Annotated in this window: 22 protein-coding genes, 8 tRNA genes and 1 rRNA gene; 2 read left to right on the plus strand and 29 right to left on the minus strand. The window is 37.5% G+C overall.

The window, feature by feature from the left end; all coding sequences use genetic code 11:
• The 21 genes from EW028_RS10590 to acpS all read right to left on the minus strand — a co-directional run.
• Positions 1-298, minus strand: a 16S ribosomal RNA gene (locus EW028_RS10590); the annotation flags it as partial.
• Between the two features lie 196 nt (positions 299-494).
• Positions 495-568, minus strand: a tRNA-Gly gene (locus tag EW028_RS10595).
• 18 nt (positions 569-586) lie between these two features.
• A tRNA-Arg gene (locus EW028_RS10600) sits at positions 587-663 on the minus strand.
• A gap of 22 nt (positions 664-685) precedes the next feature.
• Positions 686-771: transfer RNA gene (locus EW028_RS10605), tRNA-Leu, on the minus strand.
• A 66-nt stretch (positions 772-837) separates the two neighbouring features.
• A tRNA-Lys gene (locus tag EW028_RS10610) sits at positions 838-910 on the minus strand.
• Between the two features lie 15 nt (positions 911-925).
• Positions 926-1,000, minus strand: a tRNA-Gln gene (locus EW028_RS10615).
• A gap of 5 nt (positions 1,001-1,005) precedes the next feature.
• A tRNA-Asp gene (locus tag EW028_RS10620) sits at positions 1,006-1,081 on the minus strand.
• Between the two features lie 30 nt (positions 1,082-1,111).
• Positions 1,112-1,183, minus strand: a tRNA-Glu gene (locus tag EW028_RS10625).
• Position 1,184: 1 nt separating this feature from the next.
• A tRNA-Asn gene (locus EW028_RS10630) sits at positions 1,185-1,261 on the minus strand.
• A gap of 91 nt (positions 1,262-1,352) precedes the next feature.
• On the minus strand, positions 1,353-1,814 hold the full coding sequence (locus EW028_RS10635) for a SprT family protein (RefSeq protein WP_103118888.1): 462 nt from the start codon (positions 1,812-1,814) through the stop codon (positions 1,353-1,355).
• 67 nt (positions 1,815-1,881) lie between these two features.
• The gene (locus EW028_RS10640; RefSeq protein WP_131520846.1) at positions 1,882-4,053 is read right to left on the minus strand and encodes a Tex family protein; all 2,172 of its coding nucleotides are present in this window, start codon (positions 4,051-4,053) and stop codon (positions 1,882-1,884) included.
• A 135-nt stretch (positions 4,054-4,188) separates the two neighbouring features.
• Positions 4,189-4,974: an RNA polymerase sigma factor SigB gene (sigB, locus tag EW028_RS10645; protein WP_066038032.1), complete on the minus strand. Its 786-nt coding sequence runs from the start codon at positions 4,972-4,974 to the stop codon at positions 4,189-4,191.
• Positions 4,952-5,422 (minus strand): anti-sigma B factor RsbW, encoded by a 471-nt coding sequence (rsbW, locus tag EW028_RS10650; protein WP_016993413.1) that lies wholly within the window; start codon positions 5,420-5,422, stop codon positions 4,952-4,954. The genes sigB and rsbW overlap by 23 nt, the downstream gene beginning before the upstream one ends.
• Positions 5,422-5,754 (minus strand): STAS domain-containing protein, encoded by a 333-nt coding sequence (locus tag EW028_RS10655; protein WP_016993414.1) that lies wholly within the window; start codon positions 5,752-5,754, stop codon positions 5,422-5,424. The genes rsbW and EW028_RS10655 overlap by 1 nt, the downstream gene beginning before the upstream one ends.
• A 63-nt stretch (positions 5,755-5,817) precedes the next feature.
• Complete coding sequence (locus tag EW028_RS10660) at positions 5,818-6,768, minus strand: PP2C family protein-serine/threonine phosphatase (protein WP_048394289.1); 951 nt, start codon at positions 6,766-6,768, stop codon at positions 5,818-5,820.
• A 58-nt stretch (positions 6,769-6,826) separates the two neighbouring features.
• A complete protein-coding gene (locus EW028_RS10665; protein ID WP_048394287.1) occupies positions 6,827-7,228 on the minus strand; it encodes an anti-sigma regulatory factor in 402 nt (133 codons plus the stop codon).
• 361 nt (positions 7,229-7,589) lie between these two features.
• Entirely contained in the window at positions 7,590-7,940 is a 351-nt protein-coding gene (locus tag EW028_RS10670; protein WP_004232054.1) for a type II toxin-antitoxin system PemK/MazF family toxin, read from the minus strand.
• 4 nt (positions 7,941-7,944) lie between these two features.
• Positions 7,945-8,208 (minus strand): hypothetical protein, encoded by a 264-nt coding sequence (locus EW028_RS10675; RefSeq protein ID WP_004232053.1) that lies wholly within the window; start codon positions 8,206-8,208, stop codon positions 7,945-7,947.
• A gap of 301 nt (positions 8,209-8,509) precedes the next feature.
• Positions 8,510-9,631, minus strand: coding sequence for an alanine racemase (gene alr, locus EW028_RS10680; RefSeq protein WP_131520847.1), 1,122 nt, complete (start codon positions 9,629-9,631; stop codon positions 8,510-8,512).
• A 178-nt stretch (positions 9,632-9,809) separates the two neighbouring features.
• The gene (locus EW028_RS10685) at positions 9,810-10,868 is read right to left on the minus strand and encodes a LolA family protein (RefSeq protein WP_048394283.1); all 1,059 of its coding nucleotides are present in this window, start codon (positions 10,866-10,868) and stop codon (positions 9,810-9,812) included.
• 124 nt (positions 10,869-10,992) lie between these two features.
• Positions 10,993-11,346, minus strand: a complete 354-nt coding sequence (gene acpS / locus EW028_RS10690; protein ID WP_004232050.1) for a holo-ACP synthase — start codon at positions 11,344-11,346, stop codon at positions 10,993-10,995.
• 65 nt (positions 11,347-11,411) lie between these two features.
• Between acpS and EW028_RS10695 the strand changes: the two genes are divergently transcribed.
• On the plus strand, positions 11,412-12,035 hold the full coding sequence (locus EW028_RS10695; RefSeq protein WP_048394279.1) for a rhomboid family intramembrane serine protease: 624 nt from the start codon (positions 11,412-11,414) through the stop codon (positions 12,033-12,035).
• 60 nt (positions 12,036-12,095) lie between these two features.
• Here the strand turns inward: EW028_RS10695 and EW028_RS10700 are convergent, their stop codons facing one another.
• The 8 genes from EW028_RS10700 to EW028_RS10735 form a co-directional block, all read right to left on the minus strand.
• Positions 12,096-12,671 carry a GNAT family N-acetyltransferase gene (locus EW028_RS10700; RefSeq protein ID WP_131520848.1) on the minus strand — a complete coding sequence of 192 codons (576 nt, stop codon included), beginning with the start codon at positions 12,669-12,671 and terminating at the stop codon, positions 12,096-12,098.
• A 111-nt stretch (positions 12,672-12,782) separates the two neighbouring features.
• Complete coding sequence (locus tag EW028_RS10705; RefSeq protein ID WP_131520849.1) at positions 12,783-14,249, minus strand: PH domain-containing protein; 1,467 nt, start codon at positions 14,247-14,249, stop codon at positions 12,783-12,785.
• Positions 14,242-14,721, minus strand: a complete 480-nt coding sequence (locus EW028_RS10710; RefSeq protein WP_131520850.1) for a PH domain-containing protein — start codon at positions 14,719-14,721, stop codon at positions 14,242-14,244. The genes EW028_RS10705 and EW028_RS10710 overlap by 8 nt, the downstream gene beginning before the upstream one ends.
• 136 nt (positions 14,722-14,857) lie before the next feature.
• Positions 14,858-16,381 carry a degradosome RNA helicase CshA gene (gene cshA, locus EW028_RS10715; protein ID WP_054549592.1) on the minus strand — a complete coding sequence of 508 codons (1,524 nt, stop codon included), beginning with the start codon at positions 16,379-16,381 and terminating at the stop codon, positions 14,858-14,860.
• Between the two features lie 352 nt (positions 16,382-16,733).
• Positions 16,734-17,426 (minus strand): alpha/beta hydrolase, encoded by a 693-nt coding sequence (locus EW028_RS10720; RefSeq protein ID WP_131520851.1) that lies wholly within the window; start codon positions 17,424-17,426, stop codon positions 16,734-16,736.
• A gap of 75 nt (positions 17,427-17,501) precedes the next feature.
• On the minus strand, positions 17,502-18,869 hold the full coding sequence (locus EW028_RS10725; RefSeq protein ID WP_131520852.1) for a UDP-N-acetylmuramoyl-tripeptide--D-alanyl-D-alanine ligase: 1,368 nt from the start codon (positions 18,867-18,869) through the stop codon (positions 17,502-17,504).
• Between the two features lie 11 nt (positions 18,870-18,880).
• Positions 18,881-19,960, minus strand: a complete 1,080-nt coding sequence (locus EW028_RS10730) for a D-alanine--D-alanine ligase (RefSeq protein ID WP_131520853.1) — start codon at positions 19,958-19,960, stop codon at positions 18,881-18,883.
• A gap of 223 nt (positions 19,961-20,183) precedes the next feature.
• Positions 20,184-20,936, minus strand: coding sequence for a hypothetical protein (locus EW028_RS10735; protein ID WP_048394266.1), 753 nt, complete (start codon positions 20,934-20,936; stop codon positions 20,184-20,186).
• A 353-nt stretch (positions 20,937-21,289) separates the two neighbouring features.
• Between EW028_RS10735 and EW028_RS10740 the strand changes: the two genes are divergently transcribed.
• The gene (locus EW028_RS10740; protein ID WP_036079404.1) at positions 21,290-22,477 is read left to right on the plus strand and encodes an FtsW/RodA/SpoVE family cell cycle protein; all 1,188 of its coding nucleotides are present in this window, start codon (positions 21,290-21,292) and stop codon (positions 22,475-22,477) included.
• Positions 22,478-22,514 lie beyond the last annotated feature (37 nt).

Raw genomic sequence — 22,514 nt, forward strand, 5'->3', positions numbered from 1 at the left:
GCTACGCATCGTCGCCTTGGTGAGCCGTTACCTCACCAACTAGCTAATGCGCCGCGGGCCCATCCTATAGCGACAGCCGAAACCGTCTTTCAGTCTCTTGCCATGAAGCAAAAGAGATTATTCGGTATTAGCCCCGGTTTCCCGGAGTTATCCCAAACTATAGGGTAGGTTGCCCACGTGTTACTCACCCGTCCGCCGCTAACGTCAAAGGAGCAAGCTCCTTTTCTGTTCGCTCGACTTGCATGTATTAGGCACGCCGCCAGCGTTCGTCCTGAGCCAGGATCAAACTCTCCATAAAAGAAATTTGATTAGCTCAAATTGTTTTGCTGGCATCATGTTTGATGTCCAAAATTGTGTTTCGTTCACTAGCAAAACTAGCTACTTAAAACTTTATTGATTACGTTTTGCTTGTTCAGTTTTCAAGGTTCATGTCATCGCCCTTTTGGACAACTATTTAAATTTACCATACAACCAAGAGGTTGTCAACACTTTTTTGGAGCGGGTGATGAGAATCGAACTCACGACATCAGCTTGGAAGGCTGAGGTTTTACCATTAAACTACACCCGCATATATTTTTTGAAAAAATGGCGCGCCCGGCAGGAGTCGAACCCACAACCTTCTGATCCGTAGTCAGACGCTCTATCCAATTGAGCTACGGGCGCATATGAAATTAATTAATTGACTTGGTGCGGCCGAGAGGACTTGAACCTCCACGGGGTTGCCCCCACTAGGCCCTCAACCTAGCGCGTCTGCCGTTCCGCCACGACCGCATTCAATTAGTAACTTTTTTATTATACTATGATAATTCAAAAAGTCAACTCTTTTTCTTAAAGAGATGAGCCATGAAGGACTCGAACCTTCGACCCTCTGATTAAAAGTCAGATGCTCTACCAACTGAGCTAATGGCTCGAATTAAGAAATGAATGGCTGGGGTACTAGGATTCGAACCTAGGCATGACGGAATCAAAATCCGTTGCCTTACCGCTTGGCTATACCCCAATAAGTGGCGGTCCCGACCGGGATCGAACCGGCGATCTCCTGCGTGACAGGCAGGCATGTTAACCGCTACACCACGGGACCAAAATATTATTTACATTAAATTATGAAAAATGACCCCTACGGGATTCGAACCCGTGTTACCGCCGTGAAAGGGCGGTGTCTTAACCACTTGACCAAGGGGCCATGGCTCCGAAGGCAGGACTCGAACCTGCGACAACCTGATTAACAGTCAGGTGCTACTACCAACTGAGCTACTTCGGAATAATTCATGTTATGTTGTCGTCGTTATCTTGTCGACTTTTACTATTATAGGGACAACTCAACAAAACGTCAACTATTTTTTAAACTTTTTTTACTCTACTAATTTTAATTTCCCCAAACACTTACTGCAACAATACTTTTCAACATTCATTTTTATTTTCCGTATATATAATTGGTGGCAATTGACACAAGTATATGTATAGCGTCGTCGTTGTTTTTTAACTGTAGCTTTCGGGACATGTAAAACTGCGCAAAATCGAGGGGCATCTACTTTCCTTAATAATTCTCTAAAATCTTTATCTCGATGCTGATACCCTTTACCTTCAATATGTAGGTGATAATGGCATAATTCGTGTAAAACAATACCTTGAATCTCTTTCAAACCGTATAACTCATAGGCTTTAGGATTAATCTCAATATTATGGGATTGTAAAAGATATCGTCCTCCCGTTGACCGTAATCTCGGATTAAAGTAGGCTTGATGCAGAAAAGGCCTCTGAAAGTTTTCTAAAGATAAGCGACGAACAAGCTCTTGTAATTCTTGATTGTCCATAGTAATCACCTCTAACAACAAGAATACCACACTGCGTAGTATAGACAGTGTGGCAAAAATTTAGTACTCAAACTAATGCTTGATTTTTAGGAGGAAGCATCGTTAAAGAGATACGCCCTTTCGTTACATCTATTTGTTCAACCCAGACAGTTACAATATCCCCAAGTGCCACAACTTCTAATGGATGCTTAATACGTTTATTTTGGAGTTTAGAAATATGCACAAGTCCATCTTGCTTCACGCCAATGTCAACAAATGCGCCGAAATCTACTACATTTCTTACCGTCCCCTGCAATTCCATACCTACTTTTAAATCTTCCATTTTTAATACATCAGTCTTAAGCAATGGTTGCGGGAATGCATCACGCGGGTCACGACTAGGTTTCATTAAAGTATCCACGATATCTTGAATTGTCACAACTCCTACTCCAAGCACATCACTTAACTTTTGGATATTTAGTGCTGCAATAGCCTCCTCTGCCTTCTGTGTCCCTAACTCTTTTTTATCTATTTGAGCCTCTGCTAATATTTGCTCAGCAAGGGCATAGCTCTCAGGATGAATACCTGTAGCATCAAACGGATTTTTTGCTTCTGGGACACGTAGGAAACCAATAGCTTGTTCATACGTTTTGGCGCCTAACCTTGGAATCTTCTTTAATTGCGCACGTGTAGTAAATTGACCATTTTCCTCTCGCGTCTTTACGATATTCTCTGCAACAGTTTTTGATAGACCAGAAACGTATTGTAAAAGTGATGATGAAGCTGTATTTACATCAACACCAACTTGGTTAACAGCTGTTTCTACTATAAAAGAAAGCGATTCATTTAATTTTTTTTGAGAAACATCATGCTGATATTGACCTACACCCACAGCTTTTGGTTCAATTTTCACTAACTCCGATAAAGGATCCTGTAAGCGACGTGCAATGGAGACAGCACTACGTTGTTCAACCTGTAAATCAGGAAATTCTGTACGTGCAATTTCAGATGCTGAATAAACAGATGCCCCCGCTTCATTGACAATCACATAGGCTATGTCAGTAGTAAGCTCGTTTAATACATCCGCGATAAATTGTTCTGTCTCCCGAGATGCTGTACCATTACCAATGGCAATTATACTTATTGGATACTTTGCCAAAATTCCTTTTACAATAGCTTTGGATTTTGCCACATCTGGTTTCGGTGGATGTGGGTAAATAGCTGTAACCTCAAGCATTTTCCCAGTTTCATCTACAACGGCTAGCTTGCAACCTGTACGGTAAGCTGGATCAACCCCTAAAACATATTTACCTTTCATAGGTGGTTGTAGCAATAGGTTACGTAAATTTTCGGAAAAAATATGAATAGCCTGTGCCTCCGCTTTTTCTGTAAGCTCGTTTCGTAATTCCCTTTCAATTGAAGGCTGAATTAAACGCTTGTACGAATCCTCAATTGCTAGTTTAACTTCTGCAATAGCAGGAGATGAACCAGTTGCAGGTATCCATTCTTTCCACATAATCATTAATACTCGGTCCACCGGCACATGAATAGAAACCTTTAAGATTTCTTCTTTCTCTCCTCGGTTTATCGCTAAAATACGGTGTGGTACAATGCGACTAACAGGCTCTTCATATTCGTAATACATTTCAAACACATTTTTCTCGTCGATTTCTGTATTTTTCACAGACGTCACAAGAATTCCATCTTTCCATGAATAAGCTCGGATTTTTTCACGAATAGAGGCATCGTCCGCAAAACGTTCTGCTAATATATCTCGAGCTCCTATCAGGGCTTCTTCCGTATTAGCAACTTGTTCGTTGTCCACAAAGTCAGTTGCTAATTGCTCTAATGCATCATCACTAAATGCTAACAGGAGATCTGCAAGAGGCTCTAAACCTTTCTCTTTTGCAATCGTCGCCTTTGTACGTCGTTTTTGCTTATATGGTCTATATAAATCCTCAACACGTTGTAAGATTGTTGCCGAAAGAATAGCCTGCTCTAATTCTGGTGTAAGCTTTTCTTGCTCTTGGATTAATCGTATAACTTCTTCTTTTCGTTGTTCAAGTTGCTGTATGTAGTGATAACGATCTTCTACAGCTTTAATTTGCACCTCATCGAGTGATCCTGTAACCTCTTTTCGATAGCGCGCAATAAATGGTACCGTATTTCCCTCTTCTAATAAGTTAATAACAGCTTCTACTTGCCCTGGTTTGACTGCTACATCCTTTGCAATGAGCTGTAACATTTGCTTTTGCTCCACATCATCACTACCTTTTTCTTTTCATTTTACCATTACACTTTACTAAAAATGCAAAAAAATAGTCTACTCAGACGAATATGAGTAGACTATTTCCATTCATTTTAAAGGTATTTTTCATTAAACACCCACGAAAGATTAGAGCGAAACACCGCCACTTGCTAGAATAGCCTCTTGTAATTTCTTTATTGCTTTCCTTTGTATCCTCGATACATGCATTTGAGAAATCCCTAATCGTTCTCCAGCTTCTTTTTGACTAAGTTGCTCTAGATATGTAAGCTGAATAATTTGTTTTTCTCTCTCATTCAACACAACCAGTGCCTCGGAAACAATCATTCGTTTATTGGTCATTTCATAGCCATCGTCTTCCCTGCCCAAAATATCGAATAACGTGACTGTACTACCGTCTGAGTCTGACTCTATCGAATGGTCCATAGAAAGAGCTTGATAACTACGGCTCATTTCCATAGCTTCTAGTACCTCTTCCTCTGCTACTTCTAATCGTTCAGCAATATCTTTAATGGATGGAGAACGCTGTAATTCAATTGTCAGCGCCTCCACCGTTGATTTAATCCTCGGCCCAAGTTCCTTTATACGTCTAGGCACATGCACATCCCATGTTTTATCACGTAAAAAACGTTTGATTTCCCCAACAATTGTTGGCACGGCAAAAGCTTCAAAACTACGACCAACATTCGGATCAAAACGTCTTATTGCACCTAACAATCCCAGCATCCCTACTTGAACAATATCATCATAATATGATTTACCATTCGAATATTTACGAGCTATAGATTCAACTAGATATCGATAATGAATCACTAAATTGGTTTGTGCTTCATCATCCTCCGTTGACTGGTACAATTCAATCCACTTAAGTACATCTTCTTTAGATGAAGATTTATGTAGTGATTCTTTCGACATTTTTCTCCACCTGCTCCCTAGTGACATACTTTGTCATGAAGACAGTTACGCCACCATCGTTATTGATCATCACCTCATCCATCAAAGTTTCCATTAAATAAAGTCCCAAACCACCTTCTCTTAGCCCTGCAATACTTTCTTCAGGATGATACGGCCCAATCTTAGACTTAATCTCTTCAAAATTAAAACTATTGCCGTAATCCGCAATCATCATTTCCATTTTATTGTCATACAGCGCACACCCGATGACAATTTCACCCTCTTCTTCGTCTTTATAAGCATGGTGAACAACATTTGTCACAGCCTCACTTGCTGCAATTTTTAAATCTTCAATATCATCATAATTAAAGCCAATCCTACTCGCTAAGCCCGAGACAGTTAATCGAATGACACTGACAAATTGCGGTTTAGCAGGAACTCTAATTTCAATATAGTCAAATTCCTTCATTATCTTAATTCCACCTTTTTATCAGTTTCGATATCCATCAAATCACTAAGACCAGTAATTTCAAATAATCTTTGTAACCTATTCGATAAACCAACGAGCTTTACTTTACCATTTTCACGTAATGCTCTTTTATAAAAGGCAACAAAAATCCCAAGTCCTGTACTATCCATGTAATTTACCTTTGATAGATCAAGCTCAATTTCTAAACCCTCTGTAATCTTCACAGCTTCTAATTCGTCTCGTAATCCTGAAGCAGTAAACGTATCAATCTCACCCTCAACAAAGCCAAATAATTTATGATCAATTTCTTTAAAATGTATCGTTACGTCCATATAGCACACCTCCACCATATTTGTTAGACTATTTTCTCTACCCTGTTCAATTTAAACTTAAACCTATTTTTTTAAAATAACTACAGTAAAATCATCAAATAGTTTAAAATTTTGCACTCTCTCTATTTCCTTATAAAGGAGCTGACACAATTGCTGGGCAGATAAATGTCTATTTTCTTTTATTAAAGTTGTGATTACCTCTCGCGAATTTAATTCTTCTTTCACTCTAAATTCTGTCACACCGTCGGTCATCATAATAATCAAATCATTCTCTTCTAACACAATTTCATGAAACGTATAGTTTGTTTCAGACAATACACCCAATAGTAAACCTTTAGCCTCTAAGGTAAAGAACTGATCGTTCTTTGCACTATAATGTAAAGCTGGTTCATGGCCTGCCGAAGCATAAGAAAAAATGTTTTGCTCTACATCTAAGCAGCCATAAAACATCGAAACAAACATACTGTCATCCACACCTTTTTCTATTACCCTATTAATAACTTCTAAAACATATGAGGGATCTTTATATGCATATACTAATGTTTCAAGTCCATATTTCACCATCGACATACATAAAGCAGCAGGAACTCCTTTACCGACAACATCTGTCACAGCCACACTCAAATATTCTTCTCCATCATGAAAAAAATGTACATAATCGCCGTTCATTTTTCGAATAGGTACTGAAATCATACCTATATCAATATTTTGCATATTCGGCACATAAGTTTTCAACAATGTTTTTTGGATGTTTGTCGCTATTTTCATTTCCATTTCATATTCAGCTTGCTTTTGAAGTAAACTTTGATGCTCTCTATGTGCCATTCCATAATGCACCATTACTTCAATCAAAAAATCATAAGCAGGCTGTGATTCGTTCATTTGATTCGGAAATATTTGTTCTACAGCATTTTTATGAATGCTAATAACATCCTCGGGAGAAATATTTTTTTGAATTAACTGACGTGTGAAGTTCTGAGCGATATATAAATTTCTTTCTGTTTGGTTGACCATATAATCTGCTAATATTTTTTTATACTGAGCTTCTAATTGTTTCAGTTTTCTTCACGTCCTAACGCAACCATTTTTCCGCTCTTATCGTTGTTCCCTCTCCAACGACAGATTGAATATCTAAACTATCCATCAATCGTTTAACACCTGGCAAACCAGCACCTAGCCCCCCCGAGGTGGAATAACCATCCTCCATTACTTTACGAACATCTTTAATACCAGGCCCTTGATCTGTTGCAACAACAACTATTTTCTTTTCAGTATCTGCTTCAACCCTTTCAATTGCTATGATACCTATACTTGCATATAAATAAATATTTCGTGCTAATTCACTAATTGCCGTGGTGATGCGGGCTTGATCAACAGTGCCAAATCCAAGTGCTTTCGCTTCATTGCGCCCCAGTTGTCTAGCTGCAACAATATCCCACTCTGTAATAATTTCAACCGAAGACCTATATGTCACTGCTGTCCCTCCATTTCCTTTGGAGTTATACTCTTACACTTTTATTCAAACTGCTTGCCATCATTTAAAATGAATGAATTGCCTCTATAAATGGAATATTCTATGTAAATTTTCATATACCTTTTAAGAATTTTTTCAAAAATCTATTTTTATTAAAAATCTTGTGTATATCTTAAAGCTTTTTGTAACATTTATCAATTACACCTTGGCTTAATTATTTCAGGTACTTCATCTTTCGTAGCAAAATCGCTTGCTGAGCAAGATCTATCGTAATTCAAATTATGGTAAAGACATTTCAAGGATATAAGACAAAAAAGCATCGAGATATCATAATCTCGATGCTTCTATACACATATGTATATCAAAATTTAACTAGACCTAAACTAATCATCAACGCACCATCAACTTTTTCCATCACAGCATGATCCAGTTGCGTAATACGATCCGTCAATCTTGACTTATCAATTGTCCGCACTTGTTCTAGCAAAATAACCGAATCACGTTCAAAACCATACTTTTCAGCATTGATTTCAACGTGTGTCGGTAACTTTGCCTTTTGAATCTGTGCAGTGATAGCTGCGATGATGACAGTCGGACTAAATCGATTGCCAATATCATTTTGAATAATCAGCACCGGCCTAGTGCCTCCTTGTTCAGAACCTATTACCGGTGATAAGTCTGCAAAAAAAACGTCACCACGTTTTACATTCAAAGTGTCATCCCCCGCTAACGAGACGCTCCACCATATGTTGTGCTTCATACTCTGCATGCAAGCATTCGCTCGCAATCATTAAATTAATATGAGACATTTCAACATATCCTTTAATCATAGCTTCCCGTATTTGATTTGGTTGCTCCTGCATTAAATTTTTGCGCGCCAAAATACGCACAAAAGATTCACCTTCAATTACTTCCTTTGTTTGTAGAAATAGTCTGTCTTGAACAGCAATTGTAGCTTCTCTTAACTTTTTCTCGTACACAGCAAGCACCTCCAACGGAACCATACACTTTTCATTACTTCCCATTCTATCATTGAAAGATATTGTTGAAAAGACATGAAATGACAAAATATCTGACAATTTGAAGTACAAATTGTAAAAATATGTTGGTTGTCGAAGGTATATGCTGAATAATTATTATTGCAATGTGTTTTCAAATATGAGTCATTACTATGTTTTGGAAAAGAAATAAGTTCTCCAGTGCTAATTTATTTACCAAATTCAACTTGGAACATTGCTCATGACATTACATTGAGATTTGACTTATTCTAATGAAAGACAACTAAAGATATATTCTAGGAACTCTTGTTGTTATAATGCATGGTATTTCATAATTAATTGTTTCGAGCTTTGTTGCCCATTCATCGATCGATACTCCAGTATTTCCTTGTCGACCAATGAGTGTTACCTTCTCACCTATATCATATGCTTTTGGTAGGGCAACCATACATTGGTCCATACAAATTCGTCCAACAATCGGCATTCTTTGTCCATCAATTAAAACCTCTTGTCCACCTAACTTGCGAATCACGCCATCTGCATAGCCAATTGGAATGGTTCCTATCCACATATCTGTCGGAGCAACATATGTAGCTCCATAGCCAACTGGATCACCTGATTTTATTTGCTTTACATGAACAAGTTCACTTTCAAGCGAGAACGCTGGTAACAAGGGAAAAGGTAATATACTTTTCACATAGGAAGAAGGTGATAATCCATACATCGAAATACCAAATCTAACAGCATCATATTGTAAATGCGGATCTTTTACTAATGAGGCGGCTGTATTAGATGCATGAACAAGTCGCGGCTTATTAGGTATTACAGCTAAACATTTCTCAAAAAATTGTACCTGTTGATCAAAATGTAGCGTATCCTCTTCATCAGCTGTCGCAAAGTGTGTAAATATTCCATCCAGCTCCATGTTATCTGCAGACTGTATTGTTTGATAGAGCTCTAATAATTCCTGCTCTGAGCGAATACCTATTCTACCCATTCCGCTATCTATTTTTATATGAAGTCGTAAAGGAAGCGCTTCATCCACTAAAAGAGAAGCAGCTTGCTGAATCCAATCATCGGCAAATGCCGTAAGTATAATACGTTGCTGCGCTGCATAAGGAGCAAACGAAACTGGAGATGCACCTAATATTAATATGTCTGGTTCTTCAAAATGTGCTCGAATATGTAATGCCTCATCGGGCGTTGCCACTGCAAGTACTGTGGCACCAGCTTCAAGAGCTGCCCGTGCAACGGCTACATCTCCATGACCATACGCATTTGCTTTTACTACAGCGATAATTTGAACATTAGGTCGTAAAAATTCTTTTAAGTTTTTTACATTTTGTTGAATTGCTTGTAAGTCTATTATTGCTTTTGTTGGACGAAAAAACTGCTGTGTCTTCATAAGAATACCCTCTTTATTTTTAATTAAAACATTATGTAGGACATACATATTGCAAAGTATGTCGATTTAGCTTGTACACACAAAGTTTTAGTTTTCGGATGAGCCTATACTTTATAGGTTCATTTTAATTATCAATAAGCTACAGCCTCCGTATTCCAGAAGGCTGTAGCCAGAAAAGTTACTTCATACTACTTATCGTCATAGATGTAGCAACTTCAATCATTTCTTCTCGCGTTAATTTACTTGATGCTACAAAGAATTCAACGCCATCTTTTTCCCAACTAATTGATGTATCTGTAATAGCACCAATTGTATAGCCTAAATCAACTGGATCACCAGGTGACGATACAGGTAACATTGAATTTTCCTTCATTACTGGTTGCTGCATAACAGTAAATGCCTTCTCACCATCGTATGTTAAGATTACTCGTTCCATTCCACTTTCCTGCACAACTTTTTCATTCGCTAATTGTGCCCAATTTACAACAGGATAATGTGTTTGGAATTCTTGATATTCAACTTCTGCTCCAACAGCTTCCTTATCCTCATTATCTTCTTGCCCTTCTTTTTCGGCAGGTGTAGCTTGTTCACCTTTCGTGTTATCTTTATCAGTGAATTGTTCAACTGCATACTCTTTTGCAGCATGTTGTACACCTAGCTTAATTTTCTTAAATGTGATTTTGATTTGCTCTTCTTTCACATCATTCATAATCACTACTGAGGTTGGCAATAAAGTTTTCTTATCTACTGTTATAACCTGATGTGGCATACTGTTCTTATAGCTATTTCTAGTAGCCGCTTCAAATATATATGCTTTTTCTTCTTCTTTCATGACAAGATTTTTATCTTCTGCTAAATCTTCTGCTAGCGCTCCAATTAGGTATGCCTGACTATTTTTCTTTGGCCAATCACTTTGGAATTTATACATTTTGTTTAATGTTGGTGTTACGACAAAAACACCATCAGCATTACGTACAATCATTTGAGAAACATCTTTCCCACTTTCAACTACTTCTACTCGATAGAAATCAGGTTTTGTGTGCCATACTGTTACATCATAATTTCTAGGTTCCCCACCCGATTTAATTTCCATCGATGCATTTAATTCATAACCATTCGTCTCTGCCCATTTACCATTCACTTTCTTCAACACTTTTTCCTGTGAGGCTGCACCACATGCCGACAGAAGTAATATCGTACAAAGTAAGACGAGCCATTTAACTATACGGTTGCCCACGCTTTCACCCTTTCTTCTTTCAAATCCACTACGACAATATATGAACCGTATTTGTCAGTTATGTCATTTGAAGAAAGGGCAATATATTTAAATTTACATGCAATCCTTTTAGACAAGTTAAGTACTATTCTAATAAGATTACTTGAGCAGCTGCGTATTGCTTAGAATGCGTAATACTAACAAATCCGTTGACAAGTTCATCCTTAAAATATAAAACAGGATTGCCCGCTGCTCCTTTTAACACTTCCATATCATGAAGCTTACATTGTTCCCCAAGCCCTGTTCCCAGAGCCTTCGAAAATGCTTCTTTTGCAGCAAATCGCCCAGCTAAAAATTCTATTTTGCGAGTTTCCGAATAACCATCAAATATTTTTTTTTCATTTATCGTTAAAATGCGGTCTTTAAATTTATCTGTTCGTTTCATAGCCTTTGCAATACGATCAATCTCTACAATATCGAGGCCAATTCCCTTAATCATGTGAACCTTCTCCTTTACCTATTTCCAACAGGGCATGTATAATAATTGTAAATTGAGGTGGAGCCATGTTTAGTAGAACGGAAAATTTTAAGCAATATACAAAGTATTACCCTGTTGTTTCAACTTTAATAGCAATAAATCTTACTCTTTATGTATTGTCTCTCATACCCAGCATAGGAACACTCTTGTGGAATTACGGAATCCAAGCAAATTTCCTGATTCAAAGTGGTGAATGGTGGCGTGTTTTCTCTGCCATGTTTTTACATGCAGGTTTTATGCATGTGTTTTTTAATATGTTTTCCTTATATCTCTTTGGACCAGAGCTAGAAAAAATCGCAGGGAAAGCACGTTTCATTACAATTTATTTAGTATCAGGTATTGTAGGCAACATGGCAACCTATATATTCTATGATAGTAGTTATGCGAGCCTTGGTGCAAGTGGGGCTATTTTTGGAATTTTTGGTGCATTTGGGGCATTAGTTTACTATACGCGACGTACAATGCCCATGCTTCGTAAGCTCATTTTACCAATCATCGTCATCAGTGTCATTATGACCTTTCTCCAACCAAATGTGAATGTCTTTGCTCATTTAGGCGGTTTAGTAACCGGATTTATCCTTGGACTTGTCTATTTACATCCAAAAAGAATTTTAAGTTGGCGCAAACAAAAGATGGCTGGTAGACCATAACATTAAAAAGAGGAGCTGCTCACCTATAGAGCAGCTCCTCTTTCCTTACAAGGACCTCCATTATAAAACCACTGTAGCTTCATTTGACATCTTTATTTTTTTCCATTCAGTTGCTGTTAAACCATAAACAACCTGATCTACGTAGTGATCATATAGCCACTCAGCATCCCTTAAACGCCCTTCTTCATGAAAGCCCAATACCTTTGGGATTGTACGACTACGAATATTTCCAACTGCAACACGCACTTCTATACGATTTAACTTTAAATAATGAAAGGCAAAATCAATCAATGCTTTCATGGAATTCGTAACGAGCCCCTTTCCTACAAATTCATTCCCTAGCCAGTAGCCAATACTTGTCCATTTATGTTGCCAGTTGATTTGGTGATAACCAATAACACCCGCAAGCTTTCCATCATAGTAAATCCCTACTTGTATGCCATTGTGATCAGCATATTGTTGCATAGCATTTTTTACGAATTGCTCAGTATCCTTTACTGTTTTGACATCATCTACAAAGGGCAACCATTCACGTAATGTATCCCTTGAACGGTCAGTTAAAGCGAATAACTCTTCTACATCACTTAAATCCAAAAGCTTTAAATAAGCGCTTTCATGAATGTCATATTTAAACAATGTCTCCACCCCTTTTGTTCTATTTATTTTATTATAAACAGCATCTCATGTTATTTATAGTTAAAAAAGCTAATACTTCCATAAAATTGAAAGGATTAGCTTTTTTGTTCATTAATGTTCATACCATGTTAAGATCGTCTCGGCATCTTGTTGCTCTAAGCTGGAAACACTCCCCGTTGTACCAGTTGCTCCTGACATGACGGTTGCTTTTACAGACATAACATTCTTTCTTTTTTGAAAGTATGATTGTGTACTTTCAATAGATTGAATTCGCTTCTTCTCCATGATTAACGTAATTCGACTAAACACCCGATACTGCATAGCCAGTTGCTTGCCATCTATTTGATAGCCTGCTGTTTTATGCTGCCAAATACCAAGTAAAATTGTTAATGGAATTAACAGCAATGACAATAACCCGTATGGATAAAAGAAATAGATAGATGCACCGATAATCGGAACTAACCAGAAAAAATCAATGCGATAAAAAAATGGTCTTGCCCTTTTCGGTGAGCGAGTAAATGTAGGCTGCCAATTCATATCTGGGAAAAGCTGTTCTAATGTTTGCATACAATCCAGCTTCTTAATAAGTGGAAATAGTGTAATTTTTTTATCATTTCCATTTTCACCATTACCACCAGCACTTTCAACAACCACTGTAGCAAAGCCTGTTAACTGACGTAATGGATTTTCCACAATACGAATTGCCTGAATTCGATTCAACGGCAAAGTAATACGCTTTTTTTCTAACAGTCCTTTTGTAATAATCAACTTTTCTTCCTCAATGCGGACCGTATAATCATAATAATTTATCAGTGTGATGACCACCGATACAATCCAAGCGACAATTAAAACAACCATCACCGTCAAAGCCACTAAAAATGCGCCAATTTTCACAAAATCAGCTAACTCATGAAATACAGTTTCATAAGGAATAATATCGGAAAATTGTGAAGCAACGGCTGCAAGACCTGATAATACAACACCAATTCCACCAGATGTTGTTGCTAATACCAGTAAATCTCGCATGGACATATGGTAAATCATCGGAGTTGGTGTCGCTTCCTCTACTACCTGCACTTGATCCTGTTGTTGAACCGCTTCGTTTTTAGCATGACGCATTTCTAATTCAATAACATCTGCTGCCGCTTTGCGAATGGCTGTCAGCTCAACCTCAGGTTTTCCTCCTTTACTACCAGCAGTCTCCACCTGAACTTTCACTAAACCAAAAATGCGATGAAAAACGCCTTCATTGTAATTTAAACTTTGTATACGTTCAAAAGGGATATAACGTTTCTTTTTAACAAATAATCCATATGTCACACGTAACTCCCCATCTTCAAACCAGTAAACAAATGTCCGCCATTTTATAATTCCTCCCACGAGCGCAAGAAGTGCTGCAACTCCCCATACACCGAAAAGTAAAATGGTTTCAAAAAAATGATCACTACGAAAATTCAAAGAAAAATTAAAGCCGTTACTTATGATAATAATTGCAATTGGTAATATCATACTTTTCAATGCTTTTACACTTGTTATAATTGCAGACACTGGGTGTAAACGATTAATTTCCTTAGACATCATCTTCAGCCACCCTTGCTAAATCAGAAATACGCGCACGCAGTACGTCTGCTTCATCCATAACAAGTGCAGGAATCGTATGTACAGTTGCAGCTGTAGAAATAGAGATATTACCTAAGTCGTATTTTTTTAATATTGGCCCTTGTGTTGTATCAACATGTTGCACACGTACCATTGGAATTAATGTGCGTTTCACAACAAATAAACCATGTTGTACTTCGATTTCATGCTCTCGAACTTCATAGCGCCATCTCTCCCATCTTATTTTCGGGAAAATAAAAATAGATAATATCGTACTTAGTAATACAATTGCACACGCTATGAAGTAAATAAATGAAGGCCATTCAAAATAATAAGTACCATAGCTTACAAGTCCTGCTACGACTAACAGTACCAATGTTTGTATGACTCCATACAAACGCCACACGGTTAGCCCTTTACGAGAAATTTGATGAATTGGTTGTGCTCTCATTGTCGTTCCCCCTCTTTCTTCATTAGGTGTATACGAATTTAATCACCTTTTTGTTTCAACTATAGCCGAAAAAAAAACCTTACAGCCATCATGACTGTAAGGTTTACTATAAAAGTTAAGTGTATTTCGTCTAAAATTATCCTTCGTGACGTCTTGGAGAACGAGAACGACCTTGTCCACCTTCACGACGTCCGCCTTCACGGCGTCCACCCTCTCGACGGCTACTGCTACTGCGACGTTCTCCACTGCGAGCATTGTCACGACGTCCTCCGCCAAAGCTACGGTTTCCGCGGCCACGATCACCGCCACCACGATTATTGCTAGAACGTTCACGACGCATTGGTAATGGACGTTCTTCTGTAATTGTTACTGGTGTATCGTCTGGCTCTCTTGTTAATGAACGTAGAGCAGCTGCAACAACATCAACAGCATCATGATTGTCTAATAATTCTGCTGCAAGTGTACGGTAATCACCTAAATTGTTATTAGCAATAAGACCTTCCAGTGTTTCAACAGCTAAGCGTTGTTGTCCTTCTAATGCTTCATCTGTTGTTGGTGGGCGAAGAGGTGTCATACGTTTTTTCGTAGTTTCTTCTACAATACGTAAGTAACCCATTTCACGAGGTGTTACAAATGTTACGGCAAGACCTGATTTACCTGCACGACCTGTACGTCCAATACGGTGAACATATGATTCAGGATCTTGAGGAATATCAAAGTTATAAACATGTGTTACACCAGAAATATCAAGTCCACGAGCGGCTACATCAGTCGCAACAAGGATATCGATTTTATTTTCTTTAAACTGACGTAATACGGAGATACGCTTCGCTTGGCTTAAATCACCATGAATACCTTCAGCTAAATAACCACGTATAGATAGTGCCTGTGCAAGCTCATCTACACGACGTTTTGTACGACCAAAAATAATGGCAAGCTCTGGTTGGTGTACATTTAATAAACGAGATAAAATATCGAATTTTTCACGTTCAGCAGACTTAACAAAATATTGATCAATGTTATCAACAGTTAGTTCTTTAGCTTTAATTTTTACAATCTCTGGATCACGCATAAATGTTTCTGCAATTTTACGGATTGCTGGTGGCATTGTTGCTGAGAACAGTAATGTTTGGCGCTCAGAAGGTACGTTTTCTAAGATTGAATTAATATCATCGATAAAGCCCATGTTTAACATTTCATCTGCTTCATCCAATACTAATGTTTGAACATCTTCTAATTTTAACGTACGACGATTAATATGATCAATAATACGGCCTGGCGTACCAACAATGATTTGAGGTCTATTTTTCAGTGCACGAATTTGACGGCCTATTTCTTGACCACCGTATACTGATAATAATTTTACGCGTTTGTCATAGCCAATTTTATAAAGCTCTTCTGAAACTTGAATCGCTAACTCACGAGTTGGAGCAATGACTAATGCTTGAATATTAGGGTTTTTTGGATCGATTTTTTCAATTAGTGGAATCCCGAAAGCGGCAGTTTTACCAGTACCTGTTTGTGCTTGACCTAATACATCACGGCCTTCAATCGCAAAACGAATAGTACCTTCTTGGATTGGTGTTGCTTCTTCAAATCCCATACGCTTTACTGAGCGTAATGTAGATTCGCTAATATTTAATTCTGAAAAATTTGTCAAACTTCTCAATCTCCTTTTTTTCCTTTTAAGTTGACAAATGGTTACATTTTCAGATGAAGTTGTCGGCAAATTCGAGCCTGTGTAGTGGAACGTTTCCGTTACTTAAAAATTTTCTCTACATGATAGTCCATATAGAGCTCTCTTATATGAAAAGGAAAGCCCGGTCTTTACCGAGCGGTTCAATTCTGTCGTAATTTTTCACTTTAGAATAAAACCGTTGTGTTCAAAAAAAAGTACTCTTCAACCAAATATGAAGAGTCTTCGCACAAAATGTATCCATTGCTTACACTAGTCTAACATGGCTTTAATTCCTATGCAACGATAACGCATGAGTCGTAATAATCTGACTACTTTATTTGTCTTTCAAAAACATTAAAACCTGTGGAAACCATTCAGAGCAATCTTCCTCAAAACATATATGGTGCTTGCCATTATCAGAAAAATACAAAACCTTGTCTACAGAGGCTAATTCATCAAAAAGAAATTGAGCCGTATGATAAGGCACTATCCCATCCAACTTTCCCTGCACAATGTATACCGGAATTTGTATATGCTGATAATACGGTTCCACCATTCTTACCAACTTCATAAATTCTACTGTTGAGGCAAGTGGCACATTGCTAAACTTCTGATGGTATCGTAGATAGAGTTCGTTATTAGTCAAATTATGGTGATAGGCTTCAGTAGCTAACATTTTAAAATCTTTGACTAGCTGCTTAGGGCTCACATACTTTGCAGCAGCACTTAGTAATACAAGCTTTTTCACTTTATAGCGTTTAGCTAAATATAGCGCTATAATTCCTCCCATTGAAAAGCCCACAACGATTACCTCGTCTACTTTTTTTGCCAACGATCGGAAAGCTAATTCTGCATCCATCAACCAGTGTTTCGCCTTAAAACCACTCATATGTAATTCTTCACCATGCCCAGACAATGTTGGCTCTTCAATTATCCAATCTGTATGTGAACGTAAATAACTTGTGAATGGCTTCACCTCATATGGTCCACCTGAAAATCCATGAATACATAGTACACCTACTGACAACGTTCTCACCTCATTTAACAATTAATCACTTACACAAATAAATCGGTGAGCGTTTATCTCACCGATTCATTGCTACTATGATGTAAATGCCTTTAAGATTGTCTCTAATTTCATACCACGTGAACCTTTAAGTAAAACAATAGATGATTCATTCGCTTGTTTTAGCTTTTCGATAATAGCCGTATAATCATCTTCTGTATACAATAAACGTTCAGCCTCAAAGCGCTCTTTTAATATTTTGTAAAGATATAGCATACGAGGGCCAAACAAACAGACATTATCAATTTCATCCTCATTAATATGCTCAGCCAGACCCTCATGGAAACGTTGCTCATTTGGTCCAAGCTCTAGCATATCTCCTAACACAAGCCATTTTTCAGGTCGAATAGTTGATGTAGCCATAAATTGAATGGCAGCTTTTACAGAGGTTGGAGCTGCATTATAGGCGTCATTGATAAATAGAGCGCCATTCGTTCCTAGTACCTGTTGCATCCTCATATCAGTTAATACGACATGCTCTAAGGATGTACGTATTTGTTCATTGCTTAAACCTAGCTTATGAGAAATTAACATGGCCACAAGTGTATTTTTTACTTGATGCTTGCCAAGCACTGAAATAAAGAAATCACCCTCGATCATACCGTGTGTAGTGAAGTGGCTGCCATCAGCGTTAGCATGAATATTGTCAGCGTATAAAAGATTATTGGATTCTAACCCGAACGGTACTGATTGTAAGTGTTGTTCCTTTGCCACTAATTCCTGGAGCAAAGGTTCATCACCATCATAGAATAATAGACCATCTTCTTGCATTCCTTGAATTATTTCAAACTTTGCTTTTGCAATACCTGCACGTGACCCCAAATCCTGCATATGGGCCTCACCAATGTTGGTAATAACCGTCATATGTGGACGAGCAAGCTTCGTTAAAAACTCAATTTCACCAAATCCACTCATACCCATCTCAAGGACAGCCACATCTGTATCTTCATCAAGCTGTAAGATAGTAATAGGCAAGCCCAATTGATTATTAAAGTTCCCAATCGTTTTTTGTACTTTAAAGAATGGACCTAGTGTTCCGGCTAAAATATCCTTTGTTGATGTCTTACCATTTGAACCTGTAATGCCTATAAATTTTGCTTTATGTTCATTACGATATGCTCTAGCCATTTCTTGCAAGGCTAATTCTGGATCATCCACAAACAGCAAGGGGTAATCTTCTGGTGGATTCGGTTCATCCTTTTGCCAAAGAGAAGCTCCAGCACCTTTCTCAAATGCCTGCATTACAAACTTGTGCCCATTTGTATGCTCACCACGAAATGGAACAAATAGGTCTCCTTGTTGAATTGTTCTTGTATCAATAGAAATTCCTGACACAATAGTGTCACCAAAAGAACCCATTTCCTCATTTAACCATGCAGCTAATTGTTTTAAAGTTTTTTTCACGATAATCCCACTCAGTCTTTTTTATAGTGAAGCTGTTGTTTTTCTTCATAGCGTTCAATTGCTAGGGTAATTAAACGGTCGATCAGCTCCGGATAACTCACATCTGTATGCTGCCATAATAATGGATACATACTTACAGGCGTGAAACCTGGCATTGTGTTTACTTCATTAATGTAAACGTTATTTTCAGCTGTTACAAAAAAGTCTGCACGAACTAAGCCGCTACCATCTATAGCCTTAAATGCACGCTTTGCCAGTTCTTTTAAGCTTGCCACAGTTTCTACTGGAAGCTCAGCTGGAATAATAAGTGCTGTAGAACCGTCCTTATATTTAGAATCATAATCATAAAAATCAGTAACAGGTTTAATTTCTCCTGGCACTGATACTTCAGGATCGTCATTTCCTAACACTGCCAGTTCAACTTCACGAGCGACAATTCCCTGTTCAACAACGATTTTACGATCATATTGCAAAGCAACCTCAATTGCTTTCACCAATTGCTCGCGATTTGCTGCCTTGCTAATCCCAACACTTGATCCTAAGTTTGCGGGCTTCACAAACATTGGCCAATTCAAGGTATTTTCACAGTGTTCAATGATTGCCTGTTGCTCACTCTTCCACTCACTACGAATAAAATACGTATAGGGCACTTGAGGTAATCCAGCAATTTCAAATAATTGCTTCATTACCACTTTATCCATTCCAGCAGAGGATGCTAATACACCATTTCCTACATACGGTAAATTTAGAACCTCAAGTAAACCTTGCACTGTTCCATCCTCACCATTCGTACCATGTAACAATGGGAAAATGACATCAAACTTTACCTCATTGCCATTTTTATCAATCAAAAAATCAGTGATATTATTTTCCAAAATTGTTGTATTATCACCAAATTGTAGTTCTTCTATTGCACTTACGGGTTTTTCTAAACGATCTCCACGACGCCATTCCCCGTCAGATGTAATGAAAATCGGATATACTTCATACTCCTCGAAATTCAAAGCTCCAGTGACTGCACGTGCTGTCGATAACGACACTTCGTGCTCCGCTGACTTTCCGCCGTATAATAAACCGATTCTTTTTTTCATTTTTGTGCCCTCCACATACTTCTTGAGTACTATTAGTTTATCATGAAACGTCTTGACAAATGACATAAAAATCTCACCGTATTTTTAACGGTGAGATTTTGCGTGTATATTTCATCAATTATGCCCTAGCATCATTACTTCCTGCTATTGAATTGTACAGGAATAATGCAACATAAATATTGTCTACCAACATCTTAGTTCTTTGATTGCGTCACCATGAAGTTTAAATAATATAGATTAATTCATCGTGCTCTGTTTTTAAAATCGTATTTAAGTCATCCCAAACTTCGTCAGGAAAAGAATATTCAGACAGATTGCGAACTTCTATTCCATACGCTACTTTTGGTTTCTCAATCCGATACAGCGATAGTAATGCTCCATCTTTCGCAAAGGATCGGTAAGAACGTAAAAAATCTGGTGATATAGCGGGAATACTCGCTTTTACTTTTCGACGCCAAAATCCAGTGCTGCGTTCCTTTTCACGAATTAAACTATTAAAAACATTGGCAACCAATAAATCCGAATCACTTAAATGACGAAAATAAATTTTTGTCATTTTCTCTAAGTCTGAAGAATAATAGACAAATCTATTTTGTAATTTATTAAAAAATGCTGACGTAATCGGTTCTTTCTTGTGACTTATGTAAAGCAATTCTCCTTGTTCCATCGGTGTTAAATGATCTAGCCTCTTCTCGTCCATAAAATCTACCCAGCATAATTCTTTAGATTCAGCAGATTTTTTCACAAAACGAGGAACATCTTCTTCTAATACATATTCAAATTGTGTATGCATATTAAAAGAACCGTCTTCATAGGAATGTTTTAATAACAGTAAGTGATGTAGTGGTTCAAGTGCAGCCACAAATTGCGAGAATTTTAACCCGCTAAATATAACAAATTTATCGACATCATTCATATGAACATAAATATGATACATAAAATCATCAGCTGACTTTAATTTTTTAGCCACAACCATCACCCCATTCTTCACTACATTATAAGACTAAACATGATTTTTTTGAAACATTTTATGTTAATTGTCGTTACTACTATATACGCAGGCATAAAAGTAATTTTTGCGTTATAATTAGGAATGTTAAACATGCATTTGCATATAAAGTTTAGATTACTCAATGAGTTCAAGTATTTGCTTAAAATTCCATTGACAATATTCAAAGCAAATTGCAAGCTTATCAATAGATATGAGCTATTCTTACACCACTACTGGTTATTAATTTGCTTTCTTCTTTGACCAATTATAAACGAAATAGGGAGAATCGCATCACATTTACTCATATTGAGATACTATTTTAATTTTAGGTGGCTTTTATGGAAAATAAACGAAATTTCGCAAATCGTTTTGACTGGACACTTGCATTTATACTCTTCACTTTTCTAGTCATTAGTTTGTTAGCTATTGCATCTGCCCAAACTTCAGGACAATATGGTATTAACTACGTACCAAAACAAATGCAATGGTATGTGATTGGTGCAGTTATTATTGGTATAGTCATGTTTTTTGAGCCAGATCAATATAAAAAAATGTCATGGTATATGTATGGAGCAGGGATTGCCTTACTGGTACTGCTTATTTTTATGCCAGAAGGAGAAGGTCAAATCGGTGCACCCGTTAATGGTGCTAAAAGCTGGTATCATACGCCGATTGGAAATATACAGCCTTCTGAGTTTATGAAAACTTTTTACATTTTAGCACTAGCTCGATTAATTAGTAAGCACCATGAAATTTATTCATTACGATCAATTAAAACAGACTTTTTGCTACTCGGTAAAATTGCAATCACCTTAATCGTACCATTAGCTATTATTTTAAAGCAGCCTGACCTAGGCTCAGCACTCGTATTCTTTGCCATTACTGCAGCCCTTATCATTGTAGCGGGTATTTCTTGGAAAATCATTCTACCAACTTTTTTAGGTGGCATGGTAGCAGGCGGTACACTACTGTGGATGGCACTTTATATGCAGGACTTTCTAGAAAAAACATTTGGTTTTAAGGCTTATCAATTTGCTCGTATTTATTCTTGGCTAGACCCCTATTCCTATTCATCCAGTGATGGCTATCATTTAATTACCTCTTTAAACGCCATTGGATCAGGTGAAATTTTTGGTAAGGGATTTAGAAATCGTGAAGTATATGTAGCTGAAAACCATACCGATTTCATTTTTACAGTTATCGGTGAGGAATGGGGCTTTATTGGCGCTAGTATTGTTATTTGTATTTTCTTCTTATTAATTTATCATTTAACAAAGACAACCCTTTTATTGAAAGACCCCTTCTCGACCTATGTATGTGCTGGGATTATTGCAATGATTACCTTCCACGTTTTCGAAAATATTGGTATGACTATTCAATTATTACCTATCACAGGTATTCCACTTCCGTTCATTAGCTACGGAGGAAGTTCACTTATGGGGAATGCTTTAGCAATTGGGCTAGTCTTTAGTATGCGATTCCATTATCGAACTTACATGTTTACCACACATGATGAAGATGAATAACTATAGAAAAAGGGAAGTCTCGCGTATTGAGACCTCC

The sequence above is a fragment of the Lysinibacillus sp. OL1 genome (assembly GCF_004332175.1).
Lineage (GTDB): Bacteria > Bacillota > Bacilli > Bacillales_A > Planococcaceae > Lysinibacillus > Lysinibacillus capsici.

Coding starts and splice junctions, on each gene's coding strand:
- EW028_RS10635 (WP_103118888.1), bottom strand. CDS start 1,814: ATGGACAATCAAGAATTACAAGAGCTTGTTCGTCGCTTATCTTTAGAA.
- sigB (WP_066038032.1), bottom strand. CDS start 4,974: ATGTCGAAAGAATCACTACATAAATCTTCATCTAAAGAAGATGTACTT.
- rsbW (WP_016993413.1), bottom strand. CDS start 5,422: ATGAAGGAATTTGACTATATTGAAATTAGAGTTCCTGCTAAACCGCAA.
- EW028_RS10655 (WP_016993414.1), bottom strand. CDS start 5,754: ATGGACGTAACGATACATTTTAAAGAAATTGATCATAAATTATTTGGC.
- EW028_RS10660 (WP_048394289.1), bottom strand. CDS start 6,768: ATGGTCAACCAAACAGAAAGAAATTTATATATCGCTCAGAACTTCACA.
- alr (WP_131520847.1), bottom strand. CDS start 9,631: ATGAAGACACAGCAGTTTTTTCGTCCAACAAAAGCAATAATAGACTTA.
- acpS (WP_004232050.1), bottom strand. CDS start 11,346: ATGATTAAGGGAATTGGCCTCGATATTGTAGAGATTGATCGTATTGCA.
- EW028_RS10695 (WP_048394279.1), top strand. CDS start 11,412: ATGTTTAGTAGAACGGAAAATTTTAAGCAATATACAAAGTATTACCCT.
- EW028_RS10705 (WP_131520849.1), bottom strand. CDS start 14,249: ATGTCTAAGGAAATTAATCGTTTACACCCAGTGTCTGCAATTATAACA.
- EW028_RS10710 (WP_131520850.1), bottom strand. CDS start 14,721: ATGAGAGCACAACCAATTCATCAAATTTCTCGTAAAGGGCTAACCGTG.
- EW028_RS10730 (WP_131520853.1), bottom strand. CDS start 19,960: ATGAAAAAAAGAATCGGTTTATTATACGGCGGAAAGTCAGCGGAGCAC.
- EW028_RS10735 (WP_048394266.1), bottom strand. CDS start 20,936: ATGGTTGTGGCTAAAAAATTAAAGTCAGCTGATGATTTTATGTATCAT.
- EW028_RS10740 (WP_036079404.1), top strand. CDS start 21,290: ATGGAAAATAAACGAAATTTCGCAAATCGTTTTGACTGGACACTTGCA.